Annotated in this window: 12 protein-coding genes; 3 read left to right on the forward strand and 9 right to left on the reverse strand. The window is 66.6% G+C overall.

From position 1 onward, the window contains the following. The coding region (locus EB084_10720; GenBank protein NDD28726.1) for a peroxiredoxin at positions 1 to 114 on the reverse strand (114 nt) is incomplete at its 3' end. Between the two features lie 159 nt (positions 115 to 273). Here EB084_10720 and EB084_10725 point away from each other — a divergent pair. Continuing rightward, positions 274 to 1122 carry a polysaccharide deacetylase family protein gene (locus EB084_10725; GenBank protein ID NDD28727.1) on the forward strand — a complete coding sequence of 283 codons (849 nt, stop codon included), beginning with the start codon at positions 274 to 276 and terminating at the stop codon, positions 1120 to 1122. A 48-nt stretch (positions 1123 to 1170) separates the two neighbouring features. Here the strand turns inward: EB084_10725 and EB084_10730 are convergent, their stop codons facing one another. The 3 genes from EB084_10730 to ribA all read right to left on the reverse strand — a co-directional run bounded on the left by EB084_10730 (position 1171) and on the right by ribA (position 4572). Further along, positions 1171 to 1593 (reverse strand): hypothetical protein, encoded by a 423-nt coding sequence (locus tag EB084_10730; protein ID NDD28728.1) that lies wholly within the window; start codon positions 1591 to 1593, stop codon positions 1171 to 1173. A gap of 185 nt (positions 1594 to 1778) precedes the next feature. Beyond that, on the reverse strand, positions 1779 to 3587 hold the full coding sequence (locus EB084_10735; GenBank protein NDD28729.1) for a hypothetical protein: 1809 nt from the start codon (positions 3585 to 3587) through the stop codon (positions 1779 to 1781). A 226-nt stretch (positions 3588 to 3813) separates the two neighbouring features. After that, positions 3814 to 4572: a GTP cyclohydrolase II gene (ribA, locus tag EB084_10740; protein ID NDD28730.1), complete on the reverse strand. Its 759-nt coding sequence runs from the start codon at positions 4570 to 4572 to the stop codon at positions 3814 to 3816. 110 nt (positions 4573 to 4682) lie between these two features. On the opposite strand from ribA, the gene EB084_10745 reads away from it, so the two are divergent. Continuing rightward, entirely contained in the window at positions 4683 to 6440 is a 1758-nt protein-coding gene (locus EB084_10745) for a hypothetical protein (GenBank protein NDD28731.1), read from the forward strand. A 446-nt stretch (positions 6441 to 6886) separates the two neighbouring features. Here the strand turns inward: EB084_10745 and EB084_10750 are convergent, their stop codons facing one another. The 5 genes from EB084_10750 to EB084_10770 form a co-directional block, all read right to left on the reverse strand. Continuing rightward, on the reverse strand, positions 6887 to 7093 hold the full coding sequence (locus tag EB084_10750; GenBank protein NDD28732.1) for a hypothetical protein: 207 nt from the start codon (positions 7091 to 7093) through the stop codon (positions 6887 to 6889). Between the two features lie 21 nt (positions 7094 to 7114). Further along, on the reverse strand, positions 7115 to 7357 hold the full coding sequence (locus EB084_10755; protein NDD28733.1) for a hypothetical protein: 243 nt from the start codon (positions 7355 to 7357) through the stop codon (positions 7115 to 7117). 135 nt (positions 7358 to 7492) lie between these two features. Continuing rightward, positions 7493 to 8764: a glycosyltransferase gene (locus tag EB084_10760; protein NDD28734.1), complete on the reverse strand. Its 1272-nt coding sequence runs from the start codon at positions 8762 to 8764 to the stop codon at positions 7493 to 7495. Then, a complete protein-coding gene (locus EB084_10765) occupies positions 8764 to 9291 on the reverse strand; it encodes a hypothetical protein (protein NDD28735.1) in 528 nt (175 codons plus the stop codon). The genes EB084_10760 and EB084_10765 overlap by 1 nt, the downstream gene beginning before the upstream one ends. A gap of 12 nt (positions 9292 to 9303) precedes the next feature. Continuing rightward, positions 9304 to 10035, reverse strand: coding sequence for an esterase (locus EB084_10770; GenBank protein NDD28736.1), 732 nt, complete (start codon positions 10033 to 10035; stop codon positions 9304 to 9306). 324 nt (positions 10036 to 10359) lie between these two features. On the opposite strand from EB084_10770, the gene EB084_10775 reads away from it, so the two are divergent. After that, positions 10360 to 11163 carry a hypothetical protein gene (locus EB084_10775; protein ID NDD28737.1) on the forward strand — a complete coding sequence of 268 codons (804 nt, stop codon included), beginning with the start codon at positions 10360 to 10362 and terminating at the stop codon, positions 11161 to 11163. Positions 11164 to 11310 lie beyond the last annotated feature (147 nt).

Below are 11310 nucleotides of genomic sequence, written 5' to 3' on the forward strand. Positions count from 1 at the left end.
GAAATAGAGCACCACGGGCTTCCCACGAAGATCGGAGAGTCGCACAGCCGTGCCGCCGTACGACGCCAGCTCGAAGTCTGGCGCCATTGTGCTGGGTTCGAGAAAATCACGCATGTCTACTGGGGCTCCTCGCATGAACGGCGCGACTGACGCAGGCGCACCGAGTGGTGGGGCGAGAGTTGCCCACCCCGCCACGAGGTTCCTTCAGCCCCTCGGTGCCCTGCGCCAGCAACGGCGAGGACAGGCTGACGTGGCGCTCGAACAGGTCGTAGCATGACGAAGATGCGACCCGCCGCCATCATGCTCGGCCTGTTCTTGCTCACAGCCGTCACGCTCGCCGCCGCGCAAGCAGACGCCCCGTTCGATATCGAACGCGCACTCGAACAAACGCGCAGGCTGCTGCTCGACAATCCCCGAATCGGTGAGCACGGCTATCTCTCCACAGCCGAGCTGCGGGCCCGCCATGAATGGGAGCTCGAACGCAGCCTGAGCTTTCCCAAACTTGTCCGGGGAAACCCGGAGAACCGGGAGATCGCCCTCACCTTTGACGACGGACCGCATCCCGGCAAGACCGAGCGCCTGCTGCGCATCCTGCGCAATGAAGGCGTGGTGGCCACGTTCTTCGTGGTGGGCAAGAAGGTCGACGAGCACCCAGAGCTGGTGCGCCGCGAAGTCTTCGAAGGTCACGAGGTGGCCAACCACACCTACAACCACATCCGCCTCAACAGCCTTGCACCGGCCCTCATCGCGGCCGAGCTGCACGCAGGCTCCGAAGCCATCACACGGGCCGTGGGCAGTCCCACCCGGATCTTTCGCCCCCCCGGAGGCGAGTACGACGCCGAGGTCATCGAGGTCGTAAAGCGCACAGGCTACGTCATGGTACTGTGGACAGACGATCCCGGGGACTACAGCGACCCGGGTGTCGAGTGGATACGAACCCGCACCGTGAACGAAGCCAGCAACGGGGGCATCATCTTGCTGCACGACGGCGTCGACCAGACGCTCGAGGCGCTCCCCCAGATCTTGCGCCGTCTGAAGCAGCAGGGGTTTCGGTTTGTGACGGTGAGCGAGATGGCACGCGAGCGCGGGGTCATCAAGACGGGCGGGCCACGCGTGCCGTGACCCGTGAGGGCCTTCGCCCCCGCAGCGTCAACCCGCGCTGCACCGGCCTCACATCACAAGCGAGTTGTCGATGTAGATCGCCTCGAGACGCATCCGGTTCTCTTCGTTGAGACGCACGGCTTCACGCAGCCGCGCATCGGCGGCTTCAACCAGGGCCTGGGCTGCGTCGAGCAGCGTCAGGTCGCCTTCGAGACGCGCGCGCTCAACCGTCTCAAGCGCGGCGAGAAACCCTTCGGCGGCCTCGACCCCAGTCTCGATCTCGATGCGCACGATGTCTTCGGCCGTCTCGGGGAGGTCGATCTCGAGGAGGCCGCGCCCCAGAGCGACGAGACGCTGGGCCAGCTGCTCGAGCTCACCCGTGATGTCGGCATCGTCGACCGCCGTGTCCCGGGCGCGCTCGATGAGCGCCATCACCTCGAGCGCCCGAGCACTGGGCTGCAGATCGATGCGGGTTGATTCGGCGGCTTCCACGTGAGCATCTACGCTGCCCGTCAGACGCCCCCTTCTTTGCTCTCGCTGTCGTGCTGAAGCGCGCGCCCGCCCGTCATCGGCGGCGCCCACCACAACGACGGGCAGCCCCGGACGGCCAAAGCTCTCAGCAAACCTGGATGGCGACGGAGACGCCCCGCGCGCCACCGCCTCGAGATCCATCGCGGTCAGGGCGCCCTCACGGCCTTTGCCGCACGATCATCCGGTGGCAGCGCCAGGCGAAGCGACTGCACGATCAGCAGCTCAGAGAGCTGTAGATCGCCGGCCGAAGGCAGCGAGGCCGCATACGCGTCGATGGCCGCGCGAACGACGGCAGGGCGCCCGTCGCGCAGCACCTGATCGACCAGGCGATTTCCGGCCGGTGTCAAGAAGCTCGACGCAAAGCAGCGCGTGAACGTGTCAGCGTCGAGCTGCGAGAAGAGGGCCTCGCGCACGGCGCGAAGCGGTTCAACCCCCTTGTCGCGCAGCGCTGCGAGGTGTTCGATGCGCGCGATGCCCACGCGCATCACATCATCGACGGCCACCGACTGCGTGCCCGAAGTGAGACGCTCGCCCAGCGGCCACACGTTGTGCGCGAGGTAGACAGATGCCGCGACGCCACGCTGCCCGTCGATGACCAGGGCACCGGGAGCCTGCGGCGACCAGAGCAGAACGTATGGCGTCCCGTCGACGCGCGCCGAGCGGGCCTCGAGAAAATAGAGATAGCTGCCGCTGTACAGAGACGATACGGCGTCGGCGTGGAGGCAGAGCGGATCGTGCAGCGCCGTGAGCTTGCCATAGTCGAGGCGCCACGCCTGCGGTTGACCCAGAGCTCTCGGCAGCAGCGGAATCGCCAGAGAGATCTGCTGGGTTCCCTGCCACTGGTGATAGCCCTTGCCCAAACGTGATGGCGAAGCGTTTCGCGATGTCTGGTCGACCTCAGCGACGGCCAGGCCCTGACCCGGCGCTAGCGCGGGAGGCTCGAACGCATGCACGGCCTTGATCGCTCGGGCGTACGGATCGATCTCGAGCAGGCGCGACTTGAACGTGTCGGTGACGACGATGGCGCGGTCTCCATCCCAGCAGAGCCCGTACGGCATGTTGAAGAGCGTATCGCTGAGGCCATTGCCGCCCATGGCCTGGCGTTCGACGAGATCGTCGCGCACGATGCGAATGCGTCCGTTATGCGCGTCAGAGGTGGCGATGACGCCGCGAGGCGAGATGGCGACACCGGTGGGCCAGAGCGACTCTCCCCGTCCCCACCCGAGTCGTTTCTCACAGCGCTGCTCGACGCCGTCAGCACTGAAGCGGCGTATGCTGGCGTCGCCCAGGCCGGTGGCGATGATGTCACCGTTCGCCAACATCGACACACCGTGGCAGTTGGGCACATGGCGAGACCACAGCACCGTGCCGGCGCCGTTGGTGAGAGTCAGGCGATGGCCGTCGTGGTCAGCGATGGCAACGCGGTCACCGTCGCGAGAGACATCAACCCCCTCGGGGCCGGTGAGCCAGGGGCCGTGCCAGCGCGCGTCAAGGGTCAGACCGCTGCTCGGCGAGAAGCGCAGCACGAGCAGGTCCTTGGCGAGGTAGTTGGCGACGAACAGACGGTCGCGTTTCGCAGACCAGCAGAGCCCCGTGGGATACCAGGCACCCACCCCTCTGGGCTTCGGCAAGATGGCCAGCGTGTCGCGGGCGGTATCGATCAGGGCCACGTCTGCGTAGTTGCAGATGAAGAAACGCGTTCGCGCGTATCTCGTGATGGCCGCTGGAAACCTGAATGCGGCCGGGTGGCCATCGCCGTCTCGCACGACACTGTGCGATGCCCCCGCATCGGTGAGAACAGATGCAGCAGGCCCGACACGGCACGTCCGGTCGCGAAACGACAGCGCCCGTCGTCCAGATGTCTGCGCGAGCGTCAGGGCGCACGCAACGAAGGCGATGAGTGAGCCTCGCATGACCCTATCGGAGAGAAAGCGCTTTGCAATCGCGACGAACACCGAAAAACCTACGCTCGCACCCGACAGAAATCCTTTTGTGGCAACGTTCTCACACGGTGACCTCTCGAAATCGCTGCAAACGAGACGTTTTTCAACCCATGAGATCGCCGGAACCTACAGCCAGTTGTGTTGGGTGTACTCTGCCCCGATGCGATGGGGGTGAAACCCTCAGAAGTTCGCCCCGTGGCCGGCCACGACAAGGTCGGCTCGAAGACGAGGTCTCCGGCTAGTCGAGGGGGGTGCCGAGGGTCAGCAGGTGGTCGAGACGGGCTGCCTTGGTTCCGAGATACCGCAGGTTCTCGGCATTGGGCGCAACCTCGAGCGCCACGCGCCTGCGCACGACGACGTCGCCGTCAGCCAGGCCATCGATCTTACGGGGGTTGTTGGTGATGAGGTCAACCGATCGCACCTTCAGATCACGAAGGATGAGCGCGGCGGTGTGATACTCTCGAGAGTCGGCCGCAAAGCCCAGGTGAAGGTTGGCGTCGACCGTGTCGTATCCCTCATCTTGCAGGCAGTACGCGCGCAGCTTGTTGACCAGCCCGATGCCCCGCCCTTCTTGGCGCAGATAGACGACGACCCCGCGGCCCGCCTGGGCGATCATGCGAAGGGCGCGCTGCAGCTGTGGGCCGCAATCGCAGCGCAGCGACCCGAGCACGTCGCCGGTGAAGCACTCGGAGTGAAGCCGCGTCAGAACGCCCTCGCCCTCGGCCACGTCTCCACAGACGACTGCCAGGTGCTCTTTGTCGTCTCCGGTCTGGTAGATGCAGAGACGAAAGTCACCGTGCTCAGTGGGCATGCGCGCCTGCGCCACGAACTGCGCGCGGTTCGTGAAAGGCTCGGATGGTGGGTTCAAATGAGCGTGCGACGCCCCCTCATGGCTTTTCTGAACGTTATCCCGAGCCGCGCGCCATTCCTCTTTCTGACCTGCGCGAGCGCCCGTCACGAAGCGTCGGGTGTCGCAACGGTAACATCGCTGTAGCATCTCGCCCGCCCACCTGACGTATCATTGATCTACGAGTGTGAGGAACAGGAAGAAGGCGAGCTCTCGTCAGGCAGAGAGCGATTAGCCAAGGAGACAGGGTACGAGAATCGATGATGCAGATCACCAGCGCAGCTCCACAGCGCCCCTACCCATCACAGGCACTTTCCTCACCACCCGCCACACAAGCGCCTTCCTCTGCCCCCCCTGCGTGTCCAGAAGGCTGCCCCGTGGGGGCCGAAGACGTGCTCGCTCCAGGGCGTGACCTGGCCCCCGACCACCACTGGCTGGCCAAGGAGAAGGTGCACACCCCTGTCCCCACGTTCACGCCCGAGCAGTGGAAGAGCGCCCAGCACTACAACGTGGTCGTGGTGGGCGCCGGCATGAGCGGCCTGCACACCGCCTGGCGTCTTCGTGGTCTCGACGGATCCGCGCCGCCCAGCGGTTCTACCGAGAAGCCGAGCGTAGCCGTGTTCGAGCGCACTCACCACCTGGGCGGACGGGCCCGCACCTTCCGCATCCAGGGCGATCAGACGCCCCTCGACCTGGGCGCCATGCGCTTCATTCCCAGCGAGCACAAGCTCGTGAACGGCCTGGCGCAGCACTTCAACCTGCAGACCCGCGACTTCGTGGTGGGCGGAGACAACGATCTGCGGTACTTCCGCGGCACCCGTCTCACCAACGCCGAGATTGCGGCGCACCCGGAATCCCTTCCCTTCCACCTTCGTCCGGAGGAGCAGGGCAAATCGGTCGACGAGCTGCTCGCCATGGGCATCGGCGCGGTGGTGCCCAACTTCCAGGGCCTGACTGCCCAGCAGTGGGACACCGCCAAGCGCACCACAACGCTTCCGGTCACCGATCCAAGCACCCAGAAGACGACCCAGGTGCCCCTCTACGAGCTGGGCCTGCGCGACGTCCTCTCGCGCACGCTGAGCCACGAGGCCCTCGAGATGGTGACCAGCTCCGTCGGCTATCACACCTTCCTGGCGAACTGGGATGCTGGCGAGGCCATGGAAGCCATCAGTGGTGACTTCAAGCCCGGAATCACCTACAAGACCCCGGTCAGCGGCATGGCCGCCTTCCCCGTCTCCCTCGTGAAGGACCTGCGCGCCGACGGCGTGCCCTTCAACAAGGAGCAGACGCTGCGCCAGGTCGCCTACGACACGGAGAGCAAGCAGTTCCATCTCGTGTTCGAAGACACCAAGGGCAACGCCACGCCGGTGGTGTGCGAGCAGACCGTGCTGGCCATGCCGAAGGCACCGCTGGCCGAGCTCACCGCCGACAGCCCGTTCCTGCAAGGCACCCGTCTCGAGCAGAACCTGGGCAAGGTGACGGCCAACCCCATGACCCGCATCTTCGTCACCTACGACAAGCCGTGGTGGAACGACGATGGCATCACCGGCGGGCGCTCGGTCACCGACCTGCCCCTCGACCAGGTCTACTACTACGGCAACAGCAATGACGCGCGTCCCTACGTGCAGATCTACGCCGACGGCGAGGCCAGCGACTTCCTCGCCGGGCTCCAGAACCCGGCCGAACCCGGCGCGAGCACCACCCTCACCGCGTCTCCCCAGCTGGCCGAAGAGCTTCAGAAAGAGCTCACCGAGCTGCACGGCCACGCCCTGCCGCCCCCCACGGGCTTCCTGTACAAGCGCTGGTCAGACGATTTCTTCGGCGGTGCCTACCACACGTGGAACGCGGGTTCCAAGCCGTTCGAGAGCGCCGACGCGATGATCGCGCCCCTCCCCGATGTGCCGCTGTATGTGTGCGGAGAGGCCTTCTCCACCGACCAGGGATGGATCGAGGGGGCGTTGCAGACGTCGGAGAAGGTTCTCTCCAAGATGGGGAAGACGCCCACGGCCCTGCAGTAGAGCCTCGACGGCCACGAGAACGAAGAGACGCGCCTGAGCCGTTGGCCCAGGCGCGTCTCCTCATTCTGCGCAGGTGATGCTGACGTGCGAGCGCCTAGTTGCTCAGCATGCGCTTGAGACGTTCGTCGGCGAGCAGCTCGGCCAGGGTGGCCGGCGGGCCCTCACGATTCACGTTCTCGGTGATGGCGCTGGGAACGATGAGGGGGCGCAGGGAGATGCCGTCGGTGCCGATGGGACGCATGTGCTGACCTCCACAGTGGCCTGTCGTCACGAACCCGTCGCCGCGAGCCCTTCCAGGCCCCGTCGAGCGGTGTCGAGACGGTTGATGCCGCGCGCCGGTTCGCGCAGGTCGCTCCATGTATAGCGCGTCCAATGCCCGACCGTAAGATCCGGGTTGTTAACGTCGAGCCACGAGCAGCCTCCGGGTGAAGGACGATGCGAGGCCCTCAAGCCCTCCCGATGGGGGTGTTCGCCCAATCGTGAATGAACTGGTTGGCCGCGCGAACATCGGCCATCCGCTGGCGCAGGCTGGCCCCAAGACCGCGATCAGCCGCGTCGCGCGATCCGTTCACGAAGCCCCAGGCCGTGGCGTAGGCCGTGCCGGCAACGGTGAGCAGCGCGAGGTCGGCAGGGACGCGCGCGAGGGCCAGCAAGAGGTCTGTGGGGGCGTGCTGCTAGCGAATGGCGTCGCGGGTGCGCGTCTGCAGGGCGCGAGGCAGATGCGCGATGGTGCTCACCGCCACGCCCATCCCGTCTACCGCGGCGCCGAGCACGGCACCGACCGCCTCCGACGCGACCGTGGCGCAGACCGACGCCGGACCGCTCGGAGCAGCGTCGCCTGGCGCGCCACTCTCAGAGAGGCGACGTGCGCCAGAAATGGGGCTGGCAGAAGAGCGGGAGAGCGGTGACGTCATCATGGCGTTGAGCAGGCTCCTGTCGCGCGATGATGTGAGTCTAGCCGAGCGCCGCCACTTCCGTCAGGCGGCTGGTCGTGAGCGGTCGAAAAGCGCCGACGAGGCGCCGTACGCCAGGCGCGAGCGGTGGCCCGCCTATCAGCCACATTCGCGCGCCAGCGCGATCAGCGCCTCTGCGGCCTGGGAGAAGGTCTCGCGTGAGGCGCGTCGCCGCGCCCCCTCAGAGAGGCGCGCCCGCAGCGCATCGTCACGCAGCAGGGTCTCGAGCTGCAGCCAGAGCCGCTCGGGAAGGCCGTCTCCATCGGCCACCACCCGCCCGCATGCGTCGTCGACGGTGGCGCGCGACCCGTGGGTCTCCACCGCCACCACGGGGGCGCCCGCGGCAAAGGCCTCCATGGTGGTGAGCCCATAGCTCTCGTGCCGGGACGCGGCAACAAAGACATCGGCCATCTCGAGCGCGGCACGCTTGCGGGCGCCATCGAGATGGCCCGCAAAGACCACGGGGGTGCGCAGCTGCTCGGCCTTGCGACGCAGCCCGCGCATGAACGTCTCCCCTTGCATGAAGGCCGGCCCGCCACAGATCACGACACGCACGGCCGTCCCCGAGCGACGCAAGCGCTCCCCGTGCGCGATCGCTTCGAGAAGCCGATCGATTCCCTTCTCTGGTGACACGCGGGAGAGCGTGACGATGAGCTTCTCCCCCGCGCGAACCCCCCAGCGCATCGCAAGCGCCTCGCGGGCCAGCCTCACCTCGTTCTCGGGCGGAAAGCGCTCGGGCGCGCCCCAGGGCACCACGGCGCAGCGGGCTGCGGGGAGATCGGGATAGCAGCGACGCAGCACATCGACCATCGATGGCGAAGGCACCACGAGACGCGTCGACTCCATCGCGCAGTCGAGCTGCTTGTCGAACACCAGCCGCAGCACGTCTGGCACCACGGGCGAGGTGCGGGCGAAGCGGAAGAGCGCGACCGCGCGCTCCGGCGTGATCTGTTCGCGCAGGTACATGCGGGTGAAGTACTCCACCACGTCGACGTGAACGAGCACGATGACGGGAATGCCCCGCGCCGACAGCCGATGCATCGTCGGCCCTTCGGAGATGTCATGCGCCATGACGACGACCCGCTCCGGCTGGGCGATGATCCAGGCCGTGCAGGCGCGCTCGAACCGCCGGCACAAGCGAGCGTAGGCCATCTCCGAGAGGCGGGTGGGCGGCGTGGTGCCCGCGCCCACGTCGATGCGATGATAGGCCACGCCACGCGGAGGGGTGGGTCCTGTTCCCAGAACGGTGACGCGCACATCGTCGCGCTCACCCCAGGATTCGCACAGCCTTTCGCAGACCGCTCCCCCACCGCCGACCGGTACGCTCTCCGAGCCCCAGCCAGCGTGGGCAGCCGTCATGACGACGTGCATCAGTCGATGGATTCGACGTCGAGCGCCTGCTGCTCACTCGACTTCAGGCGCCAGCCCCCCGACGCTTTCACCCACAGATCGATGGCGCCGGAGCGGATGATGAAGCGCTTCTTCCCCCCGCCATCGGCGAGCACCTGGGTGTAGCGCTGCTCACACCACGTCTGGACCTCTGCGCTCTTCGCATTCTTGAACGTGACGCGCTCGACGCGGGTCTTGCACGAGACCAGCGACTTCACCTGAACGTCGAAGCTGCGGCGCCAGTCGACGAGCTTGGTCTTCTTGCGCCCGTTCTCGAAGGTCACATCAGGGGTCATGAGGGCCACCACCCCATCGAGGTCGCGCTCGACGAGCAGCCGATCGAAGTTCTGGTACTGCTGCCGAAGCGCGGCCTCGTCGTCGCTCATCGGCGACTTCTCGTCTTGCGCAGATGCGCCATGCGCGAGCGCCAGGAGCAGCGCGAGCGCAAGCGCGACGCGCGCCAGGAGCGCGGCACGCACCTGCGCCGACGTGCAGATGAGGTGAAGCACGCGAGCCTCCGCCTAACCGAACAGCTTGGGGATGTAGACGTTCAGCTGGCGCTTCCACCACGGCCAGTCGTGCCCCGAGTCGTGCCCCCACAGGTCCATGTTCACTGACACCCCGCGGTTCCACAGCGCGTCGGTGGCGTGCTGGGTCCAGTCGATGTGCTCATAGGGACCGCGGCCCACGATCAGGTTGATGCTGCAGCTGCGCAGCATCTCGAGAGAGGCGTGATCAGACATGCCGCCCACGAAGTCCGGGGGGTTGTTGAAGTAGCAGTTCTCGTCGAAGTAGCCGTCCATGTAGCGGCGCATGTCGTAGATGCCGCTCATGCCGATGCACCACTTGAACTGGGTCGGGTGCTTGCACAGCGTGTTGAGCGCGTGATAGGCGCCCATGGAGGCCCCCACCGTGCAGATGGGCTGCCACGAACCGCAGTCGGCGTGGATGAACGGCACCACCTCTTCGCGCACATACTGGTCGTACAGCGCCTGGCGACGAGCCCGCTCGGCCGGGTGGATGTTCTCATCGAACCACGACTTGTTGTTGATGGTGTTGATGGAGTACACCTTGACGGCGCCGCGCTCGATGTGCGACGCGATGTCACCGATGAGGCCGAAGCGCTCGTACTCCTCGAAATCTGCAGCGGCCGTGGGGAAGAAGAGCATGGGAACTCCCCAGTGGCCATAGACGGCAACGGGCATCTCGATGCCCAGGGAAGGGCTGCGCCAGACGTGGGTTCTCTTGTTCATAGCGGCCGAGGCTTCGTCGACTGAAGCCCCGTTCCTGCCGCGTGCGCCACAGGTTCCGGGGTCGCGCGCAACGCCCGTCACAACGCCACTTGAAAAAAACCTGGAGAATCGCGGCGCGCCTCGGTTACATGTTGTTTACACGACGTGACGGGGCGTTAACAGAGCGTCCACATCACGGTAACAATTCGGGTGGAGCGCGGAGGGGGCGATGTGAGACAATGCTGGAAAGGGCCCCGAGAGTTTCGCAGCGGCGATTTCGAGAAGCCATCGGAAGGCCACCGACGCCACGACGTGAACGTCGGTCCACGAGGAGGGTGCAAGCCAATGGATACCGTGTTCCACGCATTCACCGAAGCCGACCAGCGGCGCCTGCGCATGGGTGCCCTGACGAACGCGGTGCGCGGCAAGGCGTGGCGCGCGGGCCGTCCTGACGAGACCCTGTCCCCCGTGGCCCCAGAGGCCGAAGCCCACGACAGCGAAGGCGAGACCCCTTCGCAGGTGAGCGCCCGCATCGAGCGTGAGAAGGCCGAGTGGAAGAACGGCGAGCAGCGCCGCCAGGCCTTCGACGCGATGCTTCGCGAGAACCTGGGCCAGACCCGCAAGCTTGCCGCGCAGAACGGCATCCCCGAGCTCACCGCGCTCTACCAGGCCCAGCGCGAGATGCGCCGTGTCGAGACCGAGAAGAACGAAGCCAATGCCGAGGTGCAGGCCAACCTCAGCGCCTCCAACGCCCAGATCCAGTCGCTCATGTCGGCCGCACGCGACGGCAGCGCCTCGTGGGAGTACCGCCGCTCGGTGCTGGGGCGCGCTCGCCTCGCCGTGGCCGACCACCTCGTGGCGCTCCACCAGGTTCAAGACCGCATCCACGACAAGTTCGCCGAGTTCGCCGGCAAGCCTGAGCTCGTGAGCGAGCTGGGCGGCCAGGCCACCGAGGTCGAGCAGCGCAAGCGCGTGATGGAAGAGTACTACGGGGTTCTCGAGAGCCTGGTGGGCGGAGGCGGCGACGAGGCCGACCTCGACCGCCTGGGCAGCACCACCGCCGCCGTGGCGCCGGAAGTGGTTCGCAACTCTTCGACGATGCGCTTGATGGCCCGCCGTCGCCGCAACTTCTGGGCGGAGGTCGCCTGATGCTCTCGGCGGTCACCTTCGCGGGAGCACCGGCAAGAGGCGTGGCCGCCCCCCTGGCCTGCCTCGACCTGGAGTCGGCCCACAACGCGATGGCGACGGTCGTCTCGCCCTTTGACGTGGCGCCCCGCGACACGGTGGGCGTGAGCG

The sequence above is a fragment of the Pseudomonadota bacterium genome (assembly GCA_010028905.1).
GTDB lineage: Bacteria > Vulcanimicrobiota > Xenobia > RGZZ01 > RGZZ01 > RGZZ01.

Excerpts from the sequence above, each read along its gene's own strand:
- EB084_10755 (NDD28733.1), bottom strand. The coding sequence starts at position 7,357 with ATGATGACGTCACCGCTCTCCCGCTCTTCTGCCAGCCCCATTTCTGGC.
- EB084_10725 (NDD28727.1), top strand. The coding sequence starts at position 274 with ATGACGAAGATGCGACCCGCCGCCATCATGCTCGGCCTGTTCTTGCTC.
- EB084_10745 (NDD28731.1), top strand. The coding sequence starts at position 4,683 with ATGATGCAGATCACCAGCGCAGCTCCACAGCGCCCCTACCCATCACAG.
- EB084_10770 (NDD28736.1), bottom strand. The coding sequence starts at position 10,035 with ATGAACAAGAGAACCCACGTCTGGCGCAGCCCTTCCCTGGGCATCGAG.
- ribA (NDD28730.1), bottom strand. The coding sequence starts at position 4,572 with ATGCTACAGCGATGTTACCGTTGCGACACCCGACGCTTCGTGACGGGC.
- EB084_10775 (NDD28737.1), top strand. The coding sequence starts at position 10,360 with ATGGATACCGTGTTCCACGCATTCACCGAAGCCGACCAGCGGCGCCTG.
- EB084_10760 (NDD28734.1), bottom strand. The coding sequence starts at position 8,764 with ATGCACGTCGTCATGACGGCTGCCCACGCTGGCTGGGGCTCGGAGAGC.